We start from the raw sequence: 22,260 nt of genomic DNA, 5'->3' as shown, positions 1-22,260 counted from the left end.
GTTCTCGCGGTTCGGCATGCTTTCTTTCGTGTTCGCCGCCTTCGGGCTGTCCACCCTCTGGTTGCTTCCCCTGTTCTGGCGCCTCGCCGCCGCGCTCGTCCGCCGGCGCCGTCCGCCGACCATGGGCCCGGGTGCGATTCGCTTCTGGGCGGGCTTCGTGCTCGTGCTGTTGTCGAGCGCGACGCTCGAAGGACTGGTCGTCTCCCACTACACCGACGATCCGACCGTCGGCGCCGCCGTGTGCCGTTGGCTCGCGGGTGTCTTCACCGCGTTCCCGGGCGGCGCCGCGACCACGCTCGCGGCGATCGTCGTGTTCGCCGTGGCGCTGCCGTGGTACCTCGGCGTGTCGTGGTCGTCGTTCCTCGCACGGACGAACGGCCTGCTCGAACCGATCGGCGCGCTGGCCATCGAAGGCACGCGCCGGCTGTTCTCACGCTCCGCGAGCCGCGTGACGGGGCGCCGCCCCGCTGCCGCCGTGCGTCGGGCAGACCGCGCGCCGGCACGGCGCCGACCGCGCGAAAAGACGCCCGCGAAGCGACCCGCCGCTTCCGCCGTTGCCATGCGCACCGAAGCGCCGCGCACCGAACCCGCGACGCCTGCGGTCCGCCCCTCGGTGACGACGCCCGTGCCGCCGCGTCATCGCGCGCGACCCGATACGGTGATCCGCGAACCATGGCTGGCGCCGCGCGCGTCGACGCCGACCGAGCCGGCGGTGGCACCGCCCGTCGCGCCCCCGATGGCAGGCGTCGGTCCACAGCCGGCCATGGCCATGTCGCCGGCCGCGACCCGACCGGTCGCCACGAACGCTGTCGCCGCCGGCGTGGACGTCGCGCCGCGAGAATCGCTCACGGTGCCCGATCTGCCGCCGCCGATCGACATCGTGGCGCCCGCCGACGAGACGCCCGCCGTTCCCCCGCCGCCCCCGGTGAAACCCGTTTCGCGCTTCGCGATCGCGGCGAACGACGAATCGGTCGTCGAACCGCCGCGCACGGTCACGCTGACGCCGGTGCGCCCCTTGCGCGCGGGCAACCCGAACGCGGCGACGCTGCCGCCGGTGTCCCTGCTGGCCGGCGCACGTCACGACGCGCTCGCAATCATCTCCGATTCCGAACTCGCCGAGACCGGCGAACTCATCGAGCAGCGTCTGCGCGAGTTCAAGGTGCCGGTGCAGGTCGTCGGTGCCTCGGCCGGCCCGGTCATCACGCGCTACGAGGTCGAGCCGGCCGTCGGCGTGCGCGGCAACCAGATCGTCGCGCTGATGAAGGACCTGGCGCGCGGCCTCGGACGGTCGTCCATCCGCGTGGTCGAGACGATTCCCGGCAAGACCTGCATGGGCCTCGAGCTGCCGAACGAGCAGCGCCAGATGATCGCGTTGTCGGAGATCCTCGACTCGCACGAGTATCGCGATTCCGATTCGCTGCTGACGCTCGCCATGGGCAAGGGCATCACGGGCGAGCCGGTGGTGGCCGATCTGGCGAAGGCGCCGCACATGCTGGTCGCGGGCACGACGGGCTCGGGCAAGTCCGTCGCGGTGAACGGGATGATCCTGTCGATGCTCTACAAGGCGACGCCCGAAGACGTCCGCATGATCATGATCGACCCGAAGATGCTGGAGCTTTCGGTGTACGAAGGCATTCCGCACCTGCTGGCGCCCGTGGTCACCGACATGAAGCTCGCCGCGAACGCGCTCAACTGGTGCGTCGCGGAGATGGAGAATCGCTACAAGGTCATGTCAGACCTGCGCGTGCGCAATCTCGCCGGTTACAACCAGAAGGTCCGCGAAGCGCGCGCCGCGGGCAAGCCGCTGTTCAATCCGTTCCCCGCGCATCCGGAAGTGCCCGAGCATCTCGACACGCTGCCGATGATCGTCGTTGTCATCGACGAACTCGCCGACCTCATGATGGTCGCGGGCAAGAAGATCGAAGAGCTGATCGCACGCCTCGCGCAGAAGGCGCGCGCCGCGGGCATCCATCTCATCCTCGCGACGCAGCGTCCCTCCGTCGACGTCATCACGGGTCTGATCAAGGCGAACATCCCGACGCGTGTCGCGTTCCAGGTCTCGTCGAAGATCGACTCACGCACCATCCTCGACCAGATGGGCGCCGAGAGCCTGCTCGGCCAGGGCGACATGCTGTTCCTGCCGCCGGGTACGGGTTACCCGCAGCGCATCCACGGCGCGTTCGTCGCCGACGAGGAAGTGCACCGCATCGTGGCGTGGCTGAAGCAGTTCGGCGAGCCGGATTACAAGGACGAAATCCTCGCCGGGCCGCCGGGCGAAGCCGTCGAGGGCGAACCGGGCGACGAGGGCATCGACGCGGAACTCGATCCGCTCTACGACGAGGCGGCCGCGTTCGTGCTGCGCTCGCGCCGCGCGTCGATCTCGTTCGTGCAGCGCCAGTTTCGCATCGGCTACAACCGCGCGGCGCGCCTCGTCGAGGCGATGGAAGCCGCGGGGCTCGTGTCGTCGATGGGCATCAACGGGCAGCGCGAGGTGATCGCGCCGGGGCCGCAGGACTGATCGATCGCCGATACGATCGGCTCCCACCCTTCCAGTAGCCGCGTTGCTACCGAAGGGGTGGGAGCCGATCGTATCGGCGATCGACGCGTCGGAAGGCCGGGTCGTTATTCCTTCGTCAGGAGCTTCAGCGGCACAGCGATCGACTTCTCGACCGGCTGCTTGTCGATGAGCTTCTTCGCCGTGTCGACGCCGAGCTTGCCGATCTCTTCCGGCTGCTGTGCCACGGTGGCGGCGAGCGTGCCGTTCGCCACGGCTGTCTTGCCGTCGGGCGTGCCGTCGAAGCCGACGACGAGCACTTTCTTGTTCTTGCCGGCCAGGGCCTGCACCGCGCCGAGGGCCATCTCGTCGTTCTGCGCGAAGATCGCCTGGACATCCGGGTTGCCCTGGAGCAGGTTCTCGCTCACCGAAAGGCCCTGCGCGCGATCGAAGTTCGCCGGCTGCTGCGCGACGATCTTCATGCCCGTGGTGGCGACTTCGTCGTCGAAGCCCTTGCCGCGCTCGCGCGCCGCCGAGGTGCCGGCCACGCCCTGCAGCTCGATGATGTTGCCCTTGCCGCCGAGCGCCTTGGCGAGGAAGTCGGCCGCCATCTTGCCGCCGGCGACGTTGTCGGACGCGATGTGCGAGGCGACTTCGGCACCGTCGACGCCGCGGTCGAGCGTGATCACGGGAATGTTCGCGCGCTGCGCGGACTGCACCGCGCCGGCGAGCGCGGACGAATCGGTCGGGTTGAGAAGGATGACCGAGACGCGCTTCTGGATCAGGTCTTCCACGCTGGAGATCTGGCGGGCCGGATCGTCCTGCGCATCGACGACGACGAGCTGCACGCCGGCGTCCTTGGCGGCCTTCTGCGCGCCGTCCTTGAGTTCGACGAAGAACGGGTTGTTCTGCGTCGACAGCGCCAGGCCGACGACCGGCGTACCGGACGACGCGGCGCCACCGGCCGTGCCGGCGGTCGCGGGAGCGGATTCGCCCGGACCCTGCTGCGAGCAGGCGGCGAGGAGCGTGGCCGCGGCGGCGGCGAGGAAAGTGAGTTTACGCATGGTGTGTCCTCGTGGGATTACTGCCGCCGGTCCAGCAGGACGGCGATCAGGATGACGATACCCTTGACGATCTGCTGATAGAACGAGCTTACGCCCAGCAGGTTCAGGCCGTTGTTCAGGAAGCCGATGAGCAGCGCGCCGACGAGCGTGCCGAAGAGCCAGCCGCGGCCGCCCGCGAGGCTGGTACCGCCCAGCACGACCGCGGCGATCGCGTCGAGCTCGTAGCCGGCGCCGGCCGTGGCCTGCGCGGAATACAGGCGCGAGGTCAGCACGACGCCGGCGAAGGCGGAGAGCAGGCCCGACAGTCCGTAGATCGCCAGCTTCATCGGCGCGATGCGCACGCCGGACAGGCGCGCGGCTTCCTCGTTGCCGCCGATGGCGACGACGTGGCGGCCGAACACCGTGCCGCGCAGCAGGAAGCCGCAGACGACGAAGGCGATGAACATCCAGATCACCGGCAGCGGAACGAGGTTCGCGACGTAACCGCCGCCGAGCAGCGCGAAGCTGCCGTTCGTCACGGGGATCGGACTGCCCTGCGTGTACGACAGCGTCACGCCGCGCAGCAGCGTGAGCGTGCCGAGCGTGGCGATGAAGGGTGCCACCTTGCCCCACGACACCAGCGCGCCGTTGATGATGCCGAGCACGAGGCCGAGCAGCAGGCCGGCGCCCGCGGCGAGCACGATGCCGTGTCCCGCCGCCATCAGGCCCGCGGTGACGGCGCCCGTGAGCGCGAGGATCGCGCCGACGGAGAGGTCGATGCCACCGGAAAGGATCACGAACGTCATGCCGAAGGCGATCAGCGCGTTGATCGACACCTGGCGAAGCACGGTGAGCAGGTTGCCCGTGGTCAGGAAGTCCGGGCTCATCACCGACAGCACGATGAACAGCAGGATCAGGCCGATGACCGAACCGAGGCGTTGCAGGAGCGTCGCGGCGCGGCTCCAGTTGAGTTGGAGCGTCATGTCACTTGCCTCCGGTCGCGGCGGTCATCACGGCTTCCTGGGTGGCGCCGTGGGCTTCGAGCAGTCCGGTCGCACGACCTTCGTGCATCACCAGGATGCGGTCGCTCATGGCGAGGACCTCCGGCAGCTCCGAGGAAATCATGAGGATGGCCACGCCCTGCTCCGCGAGTTGGTTGATGATGTGGTAGATCTCGGCCTTGCCGCCGACGTCGACGCCGCGCGTGGGCTCGTCGAGGATGAGCACGCGCGGCTTGAGCGCCAGCCATTTGGCCAGCACGACCTTCTGCTGGTTGCCGCCGGACAGCGCGCGGACGTCGAGCTCCATGTCGCGCGTGCGTATCTTCAGCGCGTCGATGAGGCCGCGCGTCTGTTTCTTCTCGCCCGGGCGGTCGATCAGGCCGGCATGCGCGGGGACGCGCGGCAGGCTGACGTTCTCGCGCAGGCTCATGTCGAGCACGAGACCCTGCGCCTTGCGATCCTCGGTGACGAAGCCGAAACCGGAATGAATCGCTTCGCTGGGAGACTTCGGCGTGATGACCTTGCCGTCCAGCGTGACGGTACCGTGCTCCAGCTTGTCGAGGCCGAAGAGCAGTCGCGCCATTTCGGTGCGGCCCGCACCGAGCAGGCCGGCGACGCCGAGGACTTCGCCGGCGTGCAGCTCGAAGCTGACGTCCTGCACGATGCCGCCAGTCACGTGATCGACCTTCAGCCGCACCGCGCCGATGTTCGGCGTGCGCGTGGGGAAGCGGGCGTCGAGCGTGCGCCCGACCATCATCTTCACCACCTCGTCGAAGGCGAGTCCCGGGACGGGACGCGTGCCCACGAACTTGCCGTCGCGCAGGATCGAGATGCGGTCGCATAGCGCGAAGATCTCTTCCATGCGATGCGACACGTAGACGATGCCGGTGCCCTGGTCGCGCAGGTCGCGGATCAATTTGAAGAGCACGTTGGTCTCGTGCTCCGTCAGCGCCGCGGTCGGCTCGTCCATGATCAGCACGCGCGCGTTCTGGCCGAGCGCGCGGGCGATCTCCACCATCTGCTGCTGGCCGACGGAGAGGCGTTCGATCTTCGTCGTGGGATCGAGGCGCTCCATGCCGACGCGCGCCAGCCATTCCAGCGCGCGCTTTGTCATCGCGCGGTGGTCGAGCAGGCCGAAGCGCTGGATCTCACGGCCGAGGAAGAGGTTGTCCGCGATGGAGAGCGCGGGGATCAGGTTCAGTTCCTGATGGATGATCGCGATGCCGTACTTCTCGGCATCCGCGGGTGTCGTGATGGATACGGCCTTGCCGTCCACTTCCACGGTGCCGGAGTCCGGCGCGTAGATCCCCGTGAGGATCTTCATCAGCGTGGACTTGCCGGCGCCGTTCTCGCCCATCAGCGCATGCACTTCGCCGGGGAGCAGCTCGAAGTCGACGCCTTCGAGCACCTTCACCGGCCCGAAGGCCTTGTGGATGTCCCGCATGGTGACGAGTGGCGTGCTCATCAGAAGGTCACGCCGGCATGCAGGATGATGTTCGAGTAAGGCGAGGTCTCACCGGTACGCACCACCGCCGCCGCGCGGGCGCAGAGGCGCTTGAAATCGTCGTGCGAGACTTCGTCCACACCCACGCCATCCGCCCGCAGCCGGTCGGCGAGCGACTCCAGCGCCTTGTTGAAGCCGTGGATCTCGTGCGCGAGCGTCGCCCGTTCCACCGCGAGTTCGGCGTAGATCGCATCGAACACCGCGGCGAACGACGGCGTGCCTGGCAGCACGGCGAGGTCGATGCACGGCACGCCGGGCGGCACCGGCAGTCCGACGTCGCCGATCACCAGCGTGTCGGTGTGTCCCATGGCCGCGATCACGCGGTTGAGTTCGGCGTGCAGCAGCCCGGTGCGTCTCATGCATGTGTCTCCAGGAAAGCCGTCACTTCGTCGGCGCGCGGCATGCCGCCCTGGGCGCCGAGTCGCGATACGGCGATCGCGGCGGTGGCGCAGGCCTTGCGGACGGCGACGTCGAGCCCCTCGGCGAGGTACACCGCGAGGGCGGCGTTGAACGTGTCTCCCGCGCCGGTGCTGTCCACGGCTTCCACGCGGAAGCCCGGCTGGTGCCGCGGTTCGTCGTCGCCATCGCGGAACCAGGCGCCGTCCGATCCGCGCGTCAGCACGACCGGGCAGGGAGCGCGGCGCATGAGTTCGCGGAAGTCGACGTCGTCGCCAGCGCCGAGCACCAGCGCCAGCTCGTGCTCGTTCGGCGTCAAAAAGCGCACGCGGGAGAGCCACTCGACCGGCAGGCGCTGCGCGGGTGCGGGATTGAGAATGACGGGTGTGCTTTCTTCTTCGGCGATGCGCAGCGTGGCCTCGACCGCGTCGAGCGGGATCTCCAGCTGCACCAGCACAGCGTCGGCCTCGCGGATGATCGCGCGGGCGGCTTCGACCTGCGCCGGCGTGACGCGACCGTTGGCCGCGGGCACGACGACGATGGTGTTCTCGCCGCCGGCCACCGTGATCGACGCGGTGCCGCTGCCGATCCCGTCGATGCGGGCGACGTGCGTGACGTCGATTCCTTCGGCGACGAGGCCGTCGTAGAGCTGGTCGCCGAAGGCGTCGTCGCCGATGCAGCCGACCATCGACACGGTGGCGCCGAGACGCGCGGCGGCGACCGCCTGGTTCGCGCCCTTGCCGCCGGGAATGGTGAGGAAGCGGTCGCCGGTCAGCGTTTCGCCCGGGTCGGGGAAGCGCGGTGCAAGGGTGACCAGGTCCATGTTGATGCTACCGACGACGACGATTCGCGTCATGCTGCTCTGGCTCCGGAACGGGCTTGCGGGACATCCGTCGTTCGCTGGTGGATGTGGGTGGCGGGCAAATATACGCCCTGCGCGCGCACGAAGCTTTCATGCGCGTGCTTTCCACTAGCGGGAGAGACCTTTCGATTCGAGCTCGGCGAGATAGGCGGCCCACGACGTTTCGTAGTTGCGCCCCATGGCATGGAGCATGTCCCAGCCGAAGATGCCGCTGGCGTGGCCGTCGTCGAAGTGGATCAGCACGCCGTAGTGGCCGGTGGGATCGAGGGCGGTGATGTTCACGTCGCGCTTGCCGTGCACCAGTACCTTCTGGCCGGGACCATGCCCCTGCACTTCGGCGCTGGGGGAGTTGACCCGGAGGTATTCGCACGGAAGGCGGAAGCGCTCGCCGTTGTCGAACGTCACTTCGAGGACGCGCGAGGCGGAGTGCAGGACGATATCGGTGGGACGGGGCATGGGGCCGGAGGTCTTGGCGCGGGAAGCAATGGATCGCAGGAGCGCGCGGGGGCGCCCCTACCTTCGAGGATTAATGCGCGCGGCCGAAGCCGTCGCCCGAGCCCTGCTCCAGCGGCGGCGGATCGCCCGCGACCGCCAGAAGGGCCGTGGCGTAGGCGTCTTCCATGCTGATGGTGGAGATCTCGTCCCACGAGAAGAACGACGGCTCGCGCAGCCATTCCGCGTCGGGAGTGATCTCCTGCATGTTGAAGCCTTCCTCTTCCACGCTGACGACGCGGCCGATGTAGCAGACCTCGGCCTCGTCTTCGCTGTCGACGTGGACGCCGATCACCGGCGCATGCGCGGCCGCCGCCTGGACGACCTGGTTGATGTCGTCGAGCGGGAAGTCGGCGGGCGGCGTCGGGTGGATGCCCTTCAGCGCGAGCGCCTTCTCGAGGAAGCCGGCATGTTTGTCCGGCGCCTCGAATTCGGAGATGTCGCGATGCCGCATGACGTACATGCCGTCATAGCTCACGCCGTCACCGACGACCCACAGCAGGAAGAACTCGCGACCCACTCCGCCGACATAGCCGCAGAAGCTGCCGTGCTCGAGTTCGTCGCGCCACAGACGCACCAGCTGACCGCTTTCCTGTGCTTCGCGCAGGCTGGCTCGCTGACCGCTCGTTTTAAGTTGAATTACCTTGCCCATATCGTTCAATAGTTTAGCAGAGGGGGCCCATCCCGGTGTTCAGAGGATGTAACGGCTCAGGTCCTCGTCCTTGACCAGCGACGACAGGTTTTTGTCGACGTAATCGGCGTCGATGTCGTACTTTTCGCCGGATTTGTCGGCCGCTTCGAAGGAGATGCGCTCCAGGAGGCGCTCCATGACCGTGTGCAGGCGGCGCGCGCCGATGTTTTCGGTGCGCTCGTTGACCTGGAAGGCCACGTCGGCGAGGCGGTCGATGCCCGACTCGGTGAACTCCAGCGTCACGCCCTCCGTATTGAGCAGCGCAACATATTGCTTGGTCAGGGCGTTGTTCGGCTCGCGGAGGATGCGCTTGAAGTCGTCCACCGACAGCGCGCTCAGCTCGACGCGGATCGGCAGGCGACCCTGTAGCTCGGGGATCAGGTCGGACGGTTTCGCCAGCGAGAAGGCGCCCGAGGCGATGAACAGGATGTGGTCGGTCTTGATGGGACCGTACTTCGTGGACACCGTGGAGCCTTCCACCAGCGGCAGCAGGTCGCGCTGCACCCCCTCGCGGCTGACGCCGGCGCCGCCCCACTCCGAACGCTGGGCGACCTTGTCGATCTCGTCGATGAAGACGATGCCGTTCTGCTCAGCGCTGTCGACGGCGCGCGCGCGCAGTTCCTCATCGTTGAGGAGCTTGCCGGCCTCTTCCTCGACCAGCATGGGCCGGGCCTGCCGGATCGTCATCTTGCGGCGCTGGGACTTCTGCCCGCCGAGGTTCTGGAACATCTTGCCCAGCTGCTGGCTCATCTCCTCCATGCCCGGCGGCGTCATGATCTCCACGCCCACGTTCATGGCGAAGTCGAGCTCGATCTCGCGATCGTCGAGGGCGCCTTCGCGCAACTGCTTGCGCAGCTTCTGGCGGGTGTCGCTGTCGATGGCGGGCGCGCCGCTGCCGGTGTCATCCCAGCCGCTGGCCTGGCGGCGCGGCAGGAGCGCGTCGAGCAGGCGGTCCTCGGCCGCGTCCTCGGCCTGGCTGCGGACCCGGCCCTTGGCGTGCTCGCGAACGAGCTTGTAGGAGACATCGGCAAGATCGCGAATGATCGACTCCACATCCTTGCCGACATAGCCCACTTCGGTGAACTTCGTGGCTTCGACCTTCACGAACGGCGCGTTCGCCAGCGTGGCGAGGCGGCGGGCGATCTCCGTCTTGCCCACGCCGGTGGGACCGATCATGAGGATGTTCTTCGGCGTGACTTCGTCACGCATCGCCGGGTCCAGCTGCATGCGGCGCCAGCGGTTGCGCAGCGCGATGGCCACGGCGCGCTTGGCGTCGTGCTGCCCGATGATGTAGCGGTCGAGTTCGTTGACGATCTCGCGGGGAGTGAGTTCAGACATCGGCTCAGAGCTCTTCGATCGAATAGTTGTGATTGGTGTAGATGCAGATATCGCCGGCGATCTTCAGCGCTTTTTCCACGATCGTGCGCGCATCGAGGTCGGTGTTCTCCATCAGGGCCAAGGCGGCCGACTGGGCATAGGGGCCACCCGAGCCGATCGCGATCAGCCCGTGCTCCGGCTCCAGCACGTCGCCGTTGCCCGAGATCAGCAGGGAGGCTTCCTTGTCGGCCACGGCCAGCATGGCCTCGAGGCGGCCCAGGCGGCGGTCCGTACGCCATTCCTTGGCCATTTCCACGGCCGAGCGGGTGAGGTTGCCGCCGTGCTTGACCAGCTTCTCCTCGAACAGCTCGAACAGGGTGAAGGCGTCGGCCGTCGCGCCGGCGAACCCGGCCAGGACATCGCCCTTGCCGAGGCGGCGCACCTTGCGGGCGTTGGCCTTCATCACGGTATTGCCGAGGGTGACCTGTCCGTCACTGCCGATGACGACCTTGCCGTCGCGGCGGACGCAGACGATGGTCGTGGCATGCATCGGTTCCATGGGGGGCTCTCGTTCCATTTGGGGAACAAGTTAGGTGGGGATGGGTGCGGGTGAACCAAAGGGAGGGATGGTTGGGGGTGGGAGATGGGAAGTGGGGGTGCGCTCCGGCGAGCGCCCGAGGGTGCGTGAACCGCCCGGGCGCGTTGTCGCCGGGGTGAAGTGACCGGCCCCCTCGAACGATCGCCGCGAACGGCGCCCCCACTTCCCGTCTCCCAGCTCCTATTTCCGCTTCGCCCTCGGATGCGCGGCGTCGTACACCTTCGCCAGGTGCTGGAAGTCGAGGTGCGTGTAGATCTGGGTCGTGGCGATGTCGGCGTGGCCGAGGAGCTCCTGCACCGAACGCAGGTCGCCCGAGGACTCCAGCATGTGGCTGGCGAAGGTATGCCGGAGCATGTGCGGATGGACGCGCTTGGCCTGGCCGCTCGACAGCTTCGCGAGACGCAGCTGCACGGCCCGGGCACCGATGGGCGCCCCGCCGCGGCCCTTGAAGACGGCCTGATCTTGCCCCGCGCCGCCGAGCGCGGCCAGCGCCTGGAGCGCGGCCACGGCGAAGCGGCCGACGGGCAGGATCCGTTCCTTGTTGCCCTTGCCCAGGACGCGGACCTGGCCGCCATCGAGGTCGAGGTCGCCCCAGCGCAGGCCGCAGAGCTCCGAGAGGCGCAGCCCGCTGGAATAGAACAGCTCCATCATCGCCGTGTCGCGCGGGGCGAGCGTCCCGCCGAGGTTCGTCTCGACCAGTTCCTTGGCCTCGTCGGCGTCGAGCACCTGCGGCAGCTTCCGGCGCACTTTCGGCCCGCGGACGCCCGCCGCCGGATCGTGGGCGAGCCGTCCTTCGCGCGTGAGGTAGCGGAACAGGGTGCGGCAGGCGGAGAGCAGACGCTGGATGCTGTTCGGTTCGAGGGCCCGGGTCTCCGCGCCCTTCCGGCCCGGCGGCGGCCGGTGCAGGCGGGCGATCATCGTGCGCAGGCGGTCCGGGCTCAGGTCGTCGAAGCTGGCGAGCCCCTCGGAGTCCATGAAGGCAAGCAGCTTCTCGAGATCGCGCCGGTACGCGGCCAGCGTATGCGCCGAAGGCGCTCGCTCGGCCGCGAAATGGCCGAGGAAGGCCTCGACGGACGCGCGCGGGGTCACGCCACCTTCCGCGCCCGTTCGATCGCCGAGCCGACGGTCGTCGAGATCATGTCCAGGAACAGCGTGCCCATGCCCGGATGGAACCGGTCGGCGTCGGCGCTGCCGATCGCGAGGATCGCGTCGGGGCCGATGCGCATCAGCGCCGCCGACCGGACGTCGGGCGCGGCGTCGCCGAACAGGCGGTGCAGCTTGTCCGGAGCGAGGCGGCCCGCGACCGGATCGCCGTGCTCCAGGAAGGAAGCGAATTCGGGCAGGCCAGAGACCCCGTGCGGCTCGCGCAGGAGCCAGGGCTCATCGGGCAGGCCGGCGAGGTCGCCGAAGAAGATCAGGCGGATCCGCTCCGACTGGAAATCCTCGGTGAGCCGGCGCACGACGTTACGCACCGTCTCCTCGATGTCGCGCGAGCCGAGCAGCGCGAGCATGAGCCCGTGGACGCGACGCATGAGCTTCTCGTTGTCGCCGGCCACCGCCGTGAGCTCGCGCAGGCGCGATTCGAGCTCGGCGTTCTTCTCGCGCAGGCCGCGCAGCTGATGCACGGCGAGCGACGCGGCCGGGCCGTTCGCGCTCGGCAGCACGAGGTCGTTCGCGAGGTCGGGGTAGTCCGCGAGGAACGCCGGATGCCGGCGCAGGTACGACGCCACGGTGGCTGGCTTGATATCGCCGTCGATCGCGGTATCGGTCATGGCTCGGTTCCTCGGGTGGTGCGATCTGCGTTGCCGGGCAGTGTGCCGCGTTCGGGCGAGAACGTCACACTTCGCCTTCGAAGACGAAGGCCGCGGGGCCCGTCATCCAGAGGGTGTGGCCGGGACCGTGCCATTCGATCGTGAGCGTGCCGCCGGGCAGTTCGACGCCCACGACCGGCGTCGCCAGGCCGAGCGACTGGGCCACCGCGGCGGCGGCGCAGGCGCCCGTGCCACAGGCCTGGGTCCAGCCGCTGCCGCGCTCGTGCACGCGGAGGCGGATCAGGTCGGGGCCCAGCCGCTGCGCGAAGCCGATGTTGGCGCCCTGCGGGAACACGGGGTGGGCGGTGAGCAAGGGTCCCAGGCGGTCGACACGCGGATCGGCGACGTCGTCGACGAAGGCGACGCCGTGCGGGTTGCCCATCGAGACGGCGCCGAACGAGACGTCCTCGCCATCGACCGACACGGTATAGGTGGCGTGCGCCGGACGATCCAGCGGGACGTGCGCCGGATCGAAATCGGGTTCGCCCATGTCGACGACGACGCGGTTCTCGTCGAGCACGCGCACGACGACGGGGCCCGACGGGCTTTCGAGGCGGACATCGGTGTCGCGCTCGATGGCGCCGTCGCGGAACAACCAGGCGGCGACGCAGCGGACGCCGTTACCGCACTGCCCCGAGGGGGAACCATCGGCGTTCCAGATGCCGTAATAGAACGCGCAGGACGGGTCGCGGGCCGGCTCGATGCTGATCAGCTGGTCGAAGCCGATGCCGGTGTGACGATCGGCGAGCGCCGCCACGCGCGCGGCGTTGGGCACGCGCGGCGCGTCCTCGCGCCAGTCCACGATGACGAAGTCGTTGCCGATTCCATGCATCTTGGTGAAGCGGGACGGCATGGCGGCTTACTGGTGGATGACGGGGTTGAACGGCGTGCGGGCCGTGCTGGCCGGCGGCGGCGCGAGGGACGTCGAGCTTGCGGCCGGGTGCGCGGCGGGCGCCGCGGTGGCCGACGCCGGCGGCGGGGGCGGCATGAACAGCGGACCTTTCTGGCCACAGCCGGACAGCGCGGCGAGCGTGGATGCGAGGGCAAGCGGCAGGATGAGTCGGCGCATGGGCGGTTCCCCGGAAACGACCCGCAGTATAGCCCTGCCTCCCGTCAAAGCAGCTTCTCGAAGCGGAAGGCGTCCGCGCCATCGGCGTAGTAGTTCGCGTATTCGCCGATGCGCGCGTAACCGAGCCGCTCGTAGAGGCGGATCGCCACCGCGTTGTCCTTGCGCACCTCGAGGCGCAGGGCTCGGCATCCGCGCGCGCGCCCGGCATCCTCGGCCGCCTCGATCAGTGCGGAACCGACGCCCTTGCCCTGGGCCTCGGGTTTCGTCGCGATCGAATAAAGGCGCGCCACGGTGGTGCCCTTGCGGAAGAACACGACCGCCGTGCCGAGGAACCGCCGGTGGTTCGCGCTGGCGACGAGCACCGTCGCGCTTTCGCTGTCGAGATGCTTGCGATACTGGGCGCGGCTCAGGCGATCCTGCGCGAAACTCGATTCCTCGAGGGCGACAAGATCGTCGAGATCGCTCACTTCGGCGCGACGTACGCGCACCGCTGCGGTGACCGGGGCTGGACGCATGCGCTTGATCGGACTCCGGCGCGAGGGAAAGGCATCGACGGCCGCTGGGGCCGGGGGAAGCGCGGCACTGTAGACCCCGGGCCCGCGAGGATCAATGACTTTTTCATGAATCCGGCACCGATGGCGCTTGTGCGTGTCGCGGAGGAAGGCACACACTGCGCACCGGCGAAACGAACGGCTCCGGGCGGAGTCGAAACGACAGGTTCGCCATCGAACGAGGTCTCATGAGCCGGCTCGTCATCGTCGTGGAGAAAGCCTCGGACTGGGCCTCGTACTACCCGTCCGCCGATGTCGTCAGCGCCATGGATTACCTCCGCCAGCCGGTCGGCGGCGACGACGAACGCACCCACGTCATCAACCTCTGCCGCAGCTACAAGTACCTGGGCACGGGTTACTACGTGTCGCTGCTCGCCGAGGCGCGTGGGCACAAGGTGATCCCGTCGGTGCGCACGGTGAACGACCTGCGCCGTCGCTCGCTCTACGGCCTGGACATCGACGACCTCAATCAGAAGCTGTCGAATTTCCTGCCGGCCGGTGGACGCGACACCACCGACTTCGGCGTGCTCGTCTATTTCGGCGAGACCGCGCTACCCGATCTGCAGGATCTTGCGAGGCAGGTCTTCGACATGTTCCCGTGCCCGCTGATGCGCATCGAGTTCGAGCGCGACCGCGTGTGGCAGGTGTCGGCGATCAAGGCCGTGGGTCTGCACACGCTGGACGATGCGCAGGAGGACGCCTTCGCGCAGGCCCTCGAGAAGTTCTCGCGGAAGATCTGGCGCAAGCCGCGCGCCCGGCGCCGTTTCCGTTACGACCTCGCGATGCTCGTCGATCCGAACGAGGCCATGCCGCCATCGAACAAGAAGGCGCTGAAGCACTTCATCGAAGCCGGCAAGCACCTGGGCATGGAAGTCGATCCGATCGGACGCAACGACTACCAGCGGCTTGCCGAATACGACGGCCTGTTCATCCGCGAAACGACCGCCAGCGACAATCACACGTACCGCTTCGCGCATCGCGCCGAGAAGGAAGGCATGGTGGTGATGGACGACCCCACGTCGATCCTTCGCTGCACCAACAAGATCTTCCTGAACGACCTCATGGTCGCGCGCAAGCTCGCCACGCCGATCACGGAGATACTCTACCGCGACGACGCGAAGCGCCTGCGCGACCTCCCCGAGCGCCTGGGCCTGCCCATCGTGCTGAAGATTCCCGACGGCTCGTTCTCGCGCGGCGTCGTCAAGGTGGAAACCCGCGAGGCGCTCGAGAAGGCGGCCGGCGAACTGTTCTCGCACAGCGCGCTGCTGATCGCGCAGGAATACCTGTACACCGAGTTCGACTGGCGCATCGGGGTGCTCAACCACGAGCCGCTGTATGCGTGCCAGTACTACATGTCGCGCGGCCATTGGCAGATCTACAACCACGGCGCCAAGGGCACCGCCAAATCCGGCGGCTTCCGCACCGTCCCCGTCCGTGACGCCCCTTCCGAAGTGGTGAAGCTGGCGCTCAAGGCGACGCAGACGATCGGCGACGGCCTCTACGGCGTCGACCTGAAGCAGGTCGGCGATCGCCCGGTGGTGATCGAAGTCAACGACAACCCGTCGATCGACGCGGGCGTCGAGGATGCCTACCTCGGCGAAGACCTGTACCTGCGGATCATGCAGGAGTTCCTCCGCCGGCTGGAGCTGAAGCGGCTGGGCATCCAGGGATGATGAACCCTGTCGGCCGTGCAGCGTAGGAGCGCGCCCTGCGCGCGACAGTTTTTAGGGCCGTGAGCAGCAGGGGCCGCCGCTCATCGCGAAAAGCTGTCGCGCGCAAGGCGCGCTCCTACGACGGCCGTTATCGGCGGAACAGCGCGGCCAGCAACGACATCGGCAGGCCCGGCTTCATCGCCACCAGAATGCTCGCCGGGGCCAGCAGCAGCCAGAACGCCGGCGTCCAGCCCAGGCTCTCGCTGTGGCCGGTCAACGGGGTGAGCAGGAGCAGCAGCGCGCCGGCGGCCAGCCAGGCCATGGCGATGAGGGCGCGAAGGCGGCGCGGCGAAAGCGTGTCGTTCATGGCGGACTCCCGGCGGACGTGTCGATGGGCTTAGCCTCGCGCGCCCCCGTCTCAGGAGTCGCGACTGTTGACCGGCGCTTTACCCGGCGCGCCGCACACTGACCGCGCGGACCACCAGCCGCATTAGAATCCGTGACGCCGGGCGGCGTGTCCGGCGCCGTGCCAGGAGAGTCCATGAGCGCTGAAGCGCACCGTTTCGCCGTGTTCGGTCACCCGATCGCGCATTCGCTGTCCCCGGAAATCCATCAGGCGTTCGCCGAGCAGCTCGGTATACGCCTGAGCTACGAGACCATCGACGCCGCGCCCGCCGACTTCGACGCCGCGGTACGCGGCTTCTTCCGCGAAGGCGGCCTCGGCGCCAACGTCACCCTGCCGCACAAGAATGCCGCCTTCGGGCTGGCCAGCGCCCGGACGGACGCGGCCACCCGTGCCGGCGCCGCGAACACGCTCACGCCGCTGGTCGGCGGCGGCATCCAGGCACACAACACCGACGGCAGCGGCTTCGTCCGCGACATCACCGAGCGCCACGGTTTCGACCTGCGCGGCCACGACGCCCTGCTCCTCGGCGCCGGCGGCGCGGCGAAGGCCGTCGCCTGGGCGTTGATGGACGCCGGGGTGAAGACGCTGACGATCGTCAACCGCACGCCCGAGCGTGCCGACGAGATCGCCGACGCCATCGGTGAACCGGCGCGTTGCCACACCCGTTACTGGGACGGCCTGGAAGGCGAGTGTTTCGACCTCGTGGTCAATGCCACCTCCATCGGCGTCACCGGCGGCGATTTCGACCTGCCGATGTCCATCGTGCAGGACCATTCCACGGCCTACGATCTCTGCTACGGCGCGGCAGCCGCCGGCTTCAAGGGCTGGGCCGTCGCGGCGGGCGTCCGCCCCGACTGGTTCCGCGACGGCCTGGGCATGCTCGTCGAACAGGCGGCCGACGCCTTCGAGCGCTGGCACGGTCAGCGCCCGGACACCGATCCGGTCTACGCGCAGCTGCGTCAGCGCTTCTGATGAGCCTCGCCTGCCGCGCCGGTTGCGGGGCCTGCTGCATTGCCCCGTCGATCAGTTCGGCGATCCCCGGCATGCCCCACGGCAAGCCGGCCGGCGTGGGTTGCGTGCAACTCACCGACGACAACCGCTGCGCGATCTTCGGCCGCCCCGAGCGGCCGAAGGTCTGCGGCGGCCTGCGGCCTGAGGCATCGATGTGCGGCCCGGACCGCGATCACGCGCTGGCGTGGATCACCCGCCTGGAACGCGCCACGTCCGCGAGCCCCGTGTAGGAGCGCGCCCCGCGCCTCCTACATCGCCACGCTCCTCGGACACGCATACGTCGCTTCGTAGTCGTAGCGTGCGTTCGTGCCGGGGCCTTCCGGTGTCGCGAGCACGAGGTGGATCGTGTCCACCGCCGGCGCGGCGCATTTCTCCTTCGCCATGGCCATGCAGGGCGCGTCGCTGAGCGATGCCTCGGTGCATGAAACGGCGATGGGTGCGACGCGTGGCGCGACGGCGACGGGCGTCGGCGTGGCTGCGCAGCCCGCCAGGGCGACCATCAGCGCGGCGTGGAGACAACGGCTCGTGTAACGCATCGGGTTCCTCCTTTCCGAGGGAGCGTGCGCCGGCCCGATGACCGGCTCGTGTCAGCGCACCAGCAGCTGGCGCACCCCCAATGAAACGATGACCGCGCCGCACACGCGATCGATCCAGGCCTTGCCGCGGCGGTAGCGCGCGGCGACGGCAGGCGTGGAGAAGACCACGGCGACGAAGCCGTACCAGAGCGAGGCCACGACGGCGACGACGCCGAGCATGCAAAGAAAGGTGGGCAGCGAAACGTGCCGTGGCGCGGCCGCCGAGAAGACGGCGGCGTAGAACGCCATCGCCTTCGGATTGCCGATATTGGTGACGATGCCCGCCCGGAACGCACGAGCCACACCACCCGGACCGCCGCGTGCCGGGCTATCCGCACCGGCATGGCGCGCGTTGACGATGAGACGTCCGCCGAACCAGATGAGGTAGGAGGCGCCGACGATCTTCACCGCGAGCGCGATCCAGGGGAACGTGGCGAACACGACCCCGATGCCGAGGATCGCGCAGCTCGCCCAGAACAGGTTCACGAGCACCGTGCCACCCACCATCGCAAGCGCCTCGCGCGTCGTACCCGACGCGGCGCGGTGCGCGATCCCGACGAAGTTCGGGCCGGGAATCACGACACCGACGACGTAGACGGAAAAGACCAGGGCGATGGCATTGAAGTCGATCACGGGGGGGCTCCCGGGACGGGTAGACCCGACTGTAGCCGCTCTCCGGATGGATGGCTAGACGTCCATCCGTTATGCTGGAGCGCACCTGGGCGCGATGGGTGCTCGCGGCAAGCACCCATCGCGCCCAGGTGCGCTCCAACGGGCGTTCGTCGCGGTCAGGCCGCCGTGACCACGGCGATCGCCAGCACGATCGCCACGATGTCCTCGATGATGGCGGCGGGAGCGTCCTTGCGGAACGCGGCGGCCATCTTCGCGCGCAGGGCCGCGCCGCCCCAGGTGCCGATCGCCGCACCGACCACGCCCGCGATCAGTCCGCCGACGAGCATGCCGTGTGCCGCGCCGACGCAGGCGCCGCTCAGTCCGCCGGTGACGAGGCGGGCACCGAACTGGACGGGAACCTTGCGGCTGGGCGTCGTCGGCAACTGGTCGGTGACGAGTTCGCCGAGGGCGAGGACGCCGACGATCCACGGTGTCCACGCGTAGCCCATGAAGGCCAGTGGCGTGCCGGTGAGCGCGAGGCCGCCGAAGCGCGCCGCGAACGCGACCGCCGCGGGTGCCATGAGCGCACGTAGACCGGCGACGATACCGATGAGCAGGGCGAGCAGCAGAACCATGGCGTGCACCTCTTCCTGGAAGGTGAGGGCATTAGGCACCGCCCAGGCCCATGGTGGCTAGTAGGAGCGCGCCCTGCGCGCGACATCTTTTGAGGCTGGGCGCAACTGGCCCTGTGGCTCTTCGCGAAAAGATGTCGCGCGCAGGGCGCGCTCCTACCATCGGGTCGGCGTCGGTTACAGCGCCGGCGTCACGCGGCGGCCGCCCTGGAAGCGGTTGGCGGGGATCGTCGCGTCCTTGCCGATGACGAGCGGTTCGCCATAGGCATCGGCGACGCGGAACGATGCGAAGCCCGTCTTCGTGCGCTGCCACTGGACGATGCGGTCTTCGGCGTCTCGCCACAGGATGTCGGCACGCCCGTCGCCGTCGTAGTCGCCGATGCCGGCGATGGTCAGGCCGGCCGGTACCGCTTCCGAGCCGCGCCCGGCGACGCGGAAGCCGTCCATCGTCCACCATGACAGCTGGCCGCTGGCCGCGTTCGTCCAGATCAGGTCGGTGGTGCCGTTGCCGTCGATGTCGCCGACGCCGTAGAGCGTGTCGCCGGCGGCACGATCGCCCAGTGCGCGCTTCGAGAATCCACCGTGCTGGTTGGAGATCCACAGCGCCACGCCGGTCCGGTTCGTCGCCGTCCAGACGAGGTCGGTATAGCCGTCGCCGTTCACGTCGGCGAGGGTCGGCGTCGCGCCCGCGATGCCGTCGACCGGCCACGACTTGCCGACCACGATGATGTCGTTCTGGGTGGCCGGATCGAGATCGAGCGCCCACCACGCGATCCGGGACGTCTTCGTGTCGTACCAGATCAGCTTCTGCACGCCGCTGGGGTCATGGACGCCGACGCCGAGCAGGCGATAGTTGTCCGGAATCGGGTCGGCCACCGTGAACGTGAAGTAGCCGCCGGTGGCCGCCGACACCCACACGTGCAGGCGGTTGTCGCTTCCGACGAGCAGCAGTTCGCCCGAATGCAGCGAAAGCGCGTTGAGGCCGGGAACGACATCGCCATAGGTCACGATGTCGAGGTCCGCCGGGAGCGTCTGGCCCTCGTCGAACAGGCTGACCGCGCCTTTCATCGCCACGGAGTGCAGCACGTGCCGCGTCGGATCGACGTAGGCGAAGTCGCTGTAACCATCGCCGGTGAAGAGCTGGTTCAGGGCGAGGTAGTCCGCCGGTGCCGTATAAGCGCGGCGAGCGGGAGCATTCCAGTCCACCACCGCGTCGACGAGGTTCGCGGCGTTGATGGTGCCCAGGCCGGTCGCCATGCTGTAACCGACGTTGGCCTGCCATGCGGGTACCAGCGTATTGGTCGTCGGGTCGCCGGCGCGCACGATGCCGACGACGTTGTTGAGCTTGCGGCCCGTGTCGCAGTTCGGCGATCCGGCACCGCACGGCTGCACGATGTCGCCTTCGGTCACGTTGTTGAACACGCACGCCGCGCCGATCGTGGCGCCGCTGCTGGAATTGCACGCGCGCAGCACGTCCGCGTTCGGCGACCCGACCGTGCCGTACTGGCGTGCGGCGACGCCGTACAGCGCCGGCAGCATGTTGCCGTTGCGGCCGCCCGAGGCCTGGTTGATCAGCGCCTGCACGCCCGCCATGGCCGGCGCGGCGAACGACGTACCGCCTGCCGAGTTGGCGAACACCGCGTTGGGTTTGCCGAAGTTGCAGCCCGTGCCACCGTTGGCGGCGTCGGACATGCAGAACACGAGCGCATGGCCGTACAGGCCATTGCCCGCGAACAGCGAGACGTCGGGCAGCGTGCGCGACGCGTGGTTCGTCGATCCGGCGATGCCGATCTGCGCGACCGGCTGCCCGTGCGTGATGCTGGCGCCGCCACCGGCGCCCGCGACGAGGGTGTAGCTGGCGCCGGGGCCGTACTCGTCGTTGCACGCCGTCACGCCGTCCTCGTAGCCGAGCAGCGTGTAGAGATGGCTGCTGGCGCACGTGTTGTTCCAGGTCATCTCCGGGATGTAGCCGATGGCGGACTGGTAATACGGGAGGTTGGACGACGTCCAGTACCGCGACTGCTGGCCGAGATCGTCGAAGTCGGTACCGCCCACCGCGACCGCGGACGGCGACGACGCCAGGCCGTTGACCGCGGCACCCGAGGTCGACCAGAACAGCGCGCCCTGGTCGCATGCGGTGGAGCCGGCGTCGCCGGAGGCCACGAAGACCGTCACGCCTTCGGCCGCGGCCGACGACCAGAGCACGTCGGCAAGGAACGCATTCGACGGATCGGCGGACTCGCACGAGCCATAGCTCAGGTTCCAGACGGGCGGCGGCAGCTCGCCGTAGGGACCGGGCTCGAGCAGGCGCGATGCCGCCTGGAACGCGCCGAACGTGGCGCCTTCATCGGCGCACGTGGCGAGGACGATGTCGGCGTCGGGCGCGGCCGCGCCGGCCCACTGCACGTCGAGCGCGGCTTCGGCCTCGTCGCCGGCCAGGCCCGGCGCCTTGCACGCTTCGCCGCGCCAGGTGGGATGGAGGATGCTGAAGCGGCCCTGCGCATCGGGGGGAAGGAACGCCTTGCGGAAGCTGGCGACATCCTGCGGCTGCACGTCCGAGCGGCCGAGCACGGCGATGGTCTGGCCGGCGCCGCGCAGCGGCTGCGAGCGTTCCCATAGCGGCTTCACGTTGTACACCTGCGCGAAGTCCGCGGGGACGAGGTTGTACGAGACGTGCGGATTCGCCGTCCCCGGCGGCACCGTGAACGACGGGCTCTCGGTCTGCGCGCCGGACCACTTGCCTGCCTTCGCGTCGAAGGTGCTCGTGCCGACCTTCGTATGCTGCGCCGTCGGGAAGAAGTCGTGCAGCGTCACGCCCTGCACCACCGTCGACAGCGCCGCCGGAACCCGCGTCGCGCTATTGGCCGCGAAGTGACGCTGGCCGTCCACGTCGTAATGGCGCAACTCCGTGCCGAAGGCCTTCGACACCGACGCGGCCGGGCCGGAGAACTCGATGCGCATCCGGTCGCTCGACACCCGCGCGACGGTCAGGCCCTGCGAGCGCAGCCACTGCTGCACGCTCTCGACGTCCTGCGGCGCGGGGCCGAAGCGCTCGCCGAGCTCCTTCGCGGTGAGCCAGTGGTGGAACTCGGGCGAGGCCGGATTCTTCTGCGCGGCGAGAAACGTGCGGAACGCCTTCTCCGTGTCGTCGTCGCGTTTGAGCAGCAGGGTGAGGTTGTCGATCGTCTGCGCCGGCGCGATCGCGCCGGCGTCGTGCCTCGCCAGGGCCGATGTGGGCGCGGTGCCGGGGAGCGCGAACGTCGATACGCTCTCGACGCGACCCGTGACGCGCGCGACGGCCTTGGGTTGCAGGGATCGCGTCGCCTGCTGCAGATCCGTCGCGGCGGACGGTAACGACAGGGCGCAGCCCGTCGTCAGGCCCGCGAGCGCGAGCCAGGTGTGGTACCTGCGTGACATCGTGATGGCTCCCTATGCGTGAGTGATGTTTGCCCACCGAGTTCCCTGCCGCAGGCTTTCCCCCCGTGCGGAATCCCGTGCGGATTCCAACGCCGTCGCCGGGCTATCAGTGCGGCAAAGCTAACC

The 22,260-nt window shown here is 68.8% G+C and carries 23 protein-coding genes; 4 read left to right on the top strand and 19 right to left on the bottom strand.

Features of this window, described 5'->3' with window-relative positions; translation table 11 throughout:
• The first annotated feature begins 16 nt into the window (after positions 1-16).
• Positions 17-2,518: an FtsK/SpoIIIE family DNA translocase gene (locus BMW54_RS16060; protein ID WP_090058061.1), complete on the top strand. Its 2,502-nt coding sequence runs from the start codon at positions 17-19 to the stop codon at positions 2,516-2,518.
• 104 nt (positions 2,519-2,622) lie between these two features.
• Here the strand turns inward: BMW54_RS16060 and rbsB are convergent, their stop codons facing one another.
• From rbsB to BMW54_RS15990, 14 genes are all read right to left on the bottom strand, one after another.
• Positions 2,623-3,558: a ribose ABC transporter substrate-binding protein RbsB gene (gene rbsB, locus BMW54_RS16055; protein ID WP_090058059.1), complete on the bottom strand. Its 936-nt coding sequence runs from the start codon at positions 3,556-3,558 to the stop codon at positions 2,623-2,625.
• Positions 3,559-3,575: 17 nt separating this feature from the next.
• The gene (locus BMW54_RS16050; protein ID WP_090058057.1) at positions 3,576-4,520 is read right to left on the bottom strand and encodes an ABC transporter permease subunit; all 945 of its coding nucleotides are present in this window, start codon (positions 4,518-4,520) and stop codon (positions 3,576-3,578) included.
• A gap of 1 nt (position 4,521) precedes the next feature.
• Positions 4,522-6,003, bottom strand: a complete 1,482-nt coding sequence (locus tag BMW54_RS16045) for a sugar ABC transporter ATP-binding protein (protein ID WP_090058055.1) — start codon at positions 6,001-6,003, stop codon at positions 4,522-4,524.
• Complete coding sequence (gene rbsD / locus BMW54_RS16040; protein ID WP_090058052.1) at positions 6,003-6,401, bottom strand: D-ribose pyranase; 399 nt, start codon at positions 6,399-6,401, stop codon at positions 6,003-6,005. The genes BMW54_RS16045 and rbsD overlap by 1 nt, the downstream gene beginning before the upstream one ends.
• Positions 6,398-7,294 (bottom strand): ribokinase, encoded by an 897-nt coding sequence (gene rbsK, locus BMW54_RS16035; RefSeq protein ID WP_090058050.1) that lies wholly within the window; start codon positions 7,292-7,294, stop codon positions 6,398-6,400. The genes rbsD and rbsK overlap by 4 nt, the downstream gene beginning before the upstream one ends.
• Positions 7,295-7,408: 114 nt before the next feature.
• A complete protein-coding gene (locus BMW54_RS16030; protein WP_090058048.1) occupies positions 7,409-7,756 on the bottom strand; it encodes a gamma-butyrobetaine hydroxylase family protein in 348 nt (115 codons plus the stop codon).
• A gap of 70 nt (positions 7,757-7,826) precedes the next feature.
• Entirely contained in the window at positions 7,827-8,444 is a 618-nt protein-coding gene (locus BMW54_RS16025) for a hypothetical protein (RefSeq protein ID WP_090058045.1), read from the bottom strand.
• A 39-nt stretch (positions 8,445-8,483) separates the two neighbouring features.
• Positions 8,484-9,821 carry an ATP-dependent protease ATPase subunit HslU gene (hslU, locus tag BMW54_RS16020; protein ID WP_090058044.1) on the bottom strand — a complete coding sequence of 446 codons (1,338 nt, stop codon included), beginning with the start codon at positions 9,819-9,821 and terminating at the stop codon, positions 8,484-8,486.
• Positions 9,822-9,825: 4 nt separating this feature from the next.
• A complete protein-coding gene (gene hslV, locus BMW54_RS16015; protein WP_029213542.1) occupies positions 9,826-10,359 on the bottom strand; it encodes an ATP-dependent protease subunit HslV in 534 nt (177 codons plus the stop codon).
• A 219-nt stretch (positions 10,360-10,578) separates the two neighbouring features.
• Positions 10,579-11,487: a tyrosine recombinase XerC gene (locus BMW54_RS16010; protein WP_090058042.1), complete on the bottom strand. Its 909-nt coding sequence runs from the start codon at positions 11,485-11,487 to the stop codon at positions 10,579-10,581.
• A complete protein-coding gene (locus BMW54_RS16005; RefSeq protein ID WP_090058040.1) occupies positions 11,484-12,170 on the bottom strand; it encodes a DUF484 family protein in 687 nt (228 codons plus the stop codon). Before BMW54_RS16005 ends, BMW54_RS16010 begins: the two co-directional genes overlap by 4 nt.
• 64 nt (positions 12,171-12,234) lie before the next feature.
• The gene (gene dapF, locus BMW54_RS16000; RefSeq protein ID WP_090058037.1) at positions 12,235-13,062 is read right to left on the bottom strand and encodes a diaminopimelate epimerase; all 828 of its coding nucleotides are present in this window, start codon (positions 13,060-13,062) and stop codon (positions 12,235-12,237) included.
• A gap of 6 nt (positions 13,063-13,068) precedes the next feature.
• Positions 13,069-13,278 carry an LPS translocon maturation chaperone LptM gene (locus tag BMW54_RS15995; protein WP_090058035.1) on the bottom strand — a complete coding sequence of 70 codons (210 nt, stop codon included), beginning with the start codon at positions 13,276-13,278 and terminating at the stop codon, positions 13,069-13,071.
• Positions 13,279-13,322: 44 nt separating this feature from the next.
• On the bottom strand, positions 13,323-13,793 hold the full coding sequence (locus BMW54_RS15990) for a GNAT family N-acetyltransferase (RefSeq protein WP_090058032.1): 471 nt from the start codon (positions 13,791-13,793) through the stop codon (positions 13,323-13,325).
• A gap of 224 nt (positions 13,794-14,017) precedes the next feature.
• Here BMW54_RS15990 and BMW54_RS15985 point away from each other — a divergent pair, with 224 nt between their 5' ends.
• Entirely contained in the window at positions 14,018-15,502 is a 1,485-nt protein-coding gene (locus tag BMW54_RS15985) for a RimK family protein (RefSeq protein ID WP_090058030.1), read from the top strand.
• Positions 15,503-15,629: 127 nt separating this feature from the next.
• On the opposite strand, the gene BMW54_RS15980 is transcribed toward BMW54_RS15985, so the two are convergent.
• A complete protein-coding gene (locus BMW54_RS15980; protein ID WP_090058028.1) occupies positions 15,630-15,848 on the bottom strand; it encodes a hypothetical protein in 219 nt (72 codons plus the stop codon).
• A gap of 174 nt (positions 15,849-16,022) precedes the next feature.
• Here BMW54_RS15980 and aroE point away from each other — a divergent pair, with 174 nt between their 5' ends.
• Together aroE and BMW54_RS15970 are read left to right on the top strand one after the other, a co-directional pair.
• The gene (gene aroE, locus BMW54_RS15975) at positions 16,023-16,859 is read left to right on the top strand and encodes a shikimate dehydrogenase (protein ID WP_090058026.1); all 837 of its coding nucleotides are present in this window, start codon (positions 16,023-16,025) and stop codon (positions 16,857-16,859) included.
• Positions 16,859-17,128: a YkgJ family cysteine cluster protein gene (locus BMW54_RS15970; RefSeq protein WP_090058024.1), complete on the top strand. Its 270-nt coding sequence runs from the start codon at positions 16,859-16,861 to the stop codon at positions 17,126-17,128. Before aroE ends, BMW54_RS15970 begins: the two co-directional genes overlap by 1 nt.
• An 18-nt stretch (positions 17,129-17,146) precedes the next feature.
• Here BMW54_RS15970 and BMW54_RS15965 read toward each other — a convergent pair whose 3' ends face one another.
• From BMW54_RS15965 to BMW54_RS15950, 4 genes are all read right to left on the bottom strand, one after another.
• Positions 17,147-17,434 carry a hypothetical protein gene (locus BMW54_RS15965; protein ID WP_090058022.1) on the bottom strand — a complete coding sequence of 96 codons (288 nt, stop codon included), beginning with the start codon at positions 17,432-17,434 and terminating at the stop codon, positions 17,147-17,149.
• Between the two features lie 51 nt (positions 17,435-17,485).
• The gene (locus tag BMW54_RS15960) at positions 17,486-18,106 is read right to left on the bottom strand and encodes a LysE family translocator (protein WP_090058019.1); all 621 of its coding nucleotides are present in this window, start codon (positions 18,104-18,106) and stop codon (positions 17,486-17,488) included.
• A 155-nt stretch (positions 18,107-18,261) separates the two neighbouring features.
• A complete protein-coding gene (locus BMW54_RS15955; RefSeq protein WP_090058017.1) occupies positions 18,262-18,720 on the bottom strand; it encodes a DUF4126 domain-containing protein in 459 nt (152 codons plus the stop codon).
• 174 nt (positions 18,721-18,894) lie between these two features.
• The gene (locus BMW54_RS15950; protein WP_090058016.1) at positions 18,895-22,134 is read right to left on the bottom strand and encodes a protease pro-enzyme activation domain-containing protein; all 3,240 of its coding nucleotides are present in this window, start codon (positions 22,132-22,134) and stop codon (positions 18,895-18,897) included.
• Positions 22,135-22,260 lie beyond the last annotated feature (126 nt).

It is taken from the genome of Luteibacter sp. 329MFSha (assembly GCF_900111665.1).
Classification (GTDB): Bacteria; Pseudomonadota; Gammaproteobacteria; order Xanthomonadales; family Rhodanobacteraceae; genus Luteibacter.
The sequence above is the reverse complement of the archived record's forward strand: the minus strand, read 5'-3'. Positions and strand labels throughout refer to the sequence as shown.

What these genes read in the sequence shown, in the direction of transcription:
- BMW54_RS16060 (WP_090058061.1), top strand. Translation starts at nt 17, where the DNA reads ATGCTTTCTTTCGTGTTCGCCGCCTTCGGGCTGTCCACCCTCTGGTTG.
- rbsB (WP_090058059.1), bottom strand. Translation starts at nt 3,558, where the DNA reads ATGCGTAAACTCACTTTCCTCGCCGCCGCCGCGGCCACGCTCCTCGCC.
- BMW54_RS16050 (WP_090058057.1), bottom strand. Translation starts at nt 4,520, where the DNA reads ATGACGCTCCAACTCAACTGGAGCCGCGCCGCGACGCTCCTGCAACGC.
- BMW54_RS16045 (WP_090058055.1), bottom strand. Translation starts at nt 6,003, where the DNA reads ATGAGCACGCCACTCGTCACCATGCGGGACATCCACAAGGCCTTCGGG.
- rbsD (WP_090058052.1), bottom strand. Translation starts at nt 6,401, where the DNA reads ATGAGACGCACCGGGCTGCTGCACGCCGAACTCAACCGCGTGATCGCG.
- rbsK (WP_090058050.1), bottom strand. Translation starts at nt 7,294, where the DNA reads ATGACGCGAATCGTCGTCGTCGGTAGCATCAACATGGACCTGGTCACC.
- BMW54_RS16030 (WP_090058048.1), bottom strand. Translation starts at nt 7,756, where the DNA reads ATGCCCCGTCCCACCGATATCGTCCTGCACTCCGCCTCGCGCGTCCTC.
- BMW54_RS16025 (WP_090058045.1), bottom strand. Translation starts at nt 8,444, where the DNA reads ATGGGCAAGGTAATTCAACTTAAAACGAGCGGTCAGCGAGCCAGCCTG.
- hslU (WP_090058044.1), bottom strand. Translation starts at nt 9,821, where the DNA reads ATGTCTGAACTCACTCCCCGCGAGATCGTCAACGAACTCGACCGCTAC.
- hslV (WP_029213542.1), bottom strand. Translation starts at nt 10,359, where the DNA reads ATGGAACCGATGCATGCCACGACCATCGTCTGCGTCCGCCGCGACGGC.
- BMW54_RS16005 (WP_090058040.1), bottom strand. Translation starts at nt 12,170, where the DNA reads ATGACCGATACCGCGATCGACGGCGATATCAAGCCAGCCACCGTGGCG.
- dapF (WP_090058037.1), bottom strand. Translation starts at nt 13,062, where the DNA reads ATGCCGTCCCGCTTCACCAAGATGCATGGAATCGGCAACGACTTCGTC.
- BMW54_RS15995 (WP_090058035.1), bottom strand. Translation starts at nt 13,278, where the DNA reads ATGCGCCGACTCATCCTGCCGCTTGCCCTCGCATCCACGCTCGCCGCG.
- BMW54_RS15990 (WP_090058032.1), bottom strand. Translation starts at nt 13,793, where the DNA reads ATGCGTCCAGCCCCGGTCACCGCAGCGGTGCGCGTACGTCGCGCCGAA.
- BMW54_RS15985 (WP_090058030.1), top strand. Translation starts at nt 14,018, where the DNA reads ATGAGCCGGCTCGTCATCGTCGTGGAGAAAGCCTCGGACTGGGCCTCG.
- BMW54_RS15980 (WP_090058028.1), bottom strand. Translation starts at nt 15,848, where the DNA reads ATGAACGACACGCTTTCGCCGCGCCGCCTTCGCGCCCTCATCGCCATG.
- aroE (WP_090058026.1), top strand. Translation starts at nt 16,023, where the DNA reads ATGAGCGCTGAAGCGCACCGTTTCGCCGTGTTCGGTCACCCGATCGCG.
- BMW54_RS15970 (WP_090058024.1), top strand. Translation starts at nt 16,859, where the DNA reads ATGAGCCTCGCCTGCCGCGCCGGTTGCGGGGCCTGCTGCATTGCCCCG.
- BMW54_RS15965 (WP_090058022.1), bottom strand. Translation starts at nt 17,434, where the DNA reads ATGCGTTACACGAGCCGTTGTCTCCACGCCGCGCTGATGGTCGCCCTG.
- BMW54_RS15955 (WP_090058017.1), bottom strand. Translation starts at nt 18,720, where the DNA reads ATGGTTCTGCTGCTCGCCCTGCTCATCGGTATCGTCGCCGGTCTACGT.
- BMW54_RS15950 (WP_090058016.1), bottom strand. Translation starts at nt 22,134, where the DNA reads ATGTCACGCAGGTACCACACCTGGCTCGCGCTCGCGGGCCTGACGACG.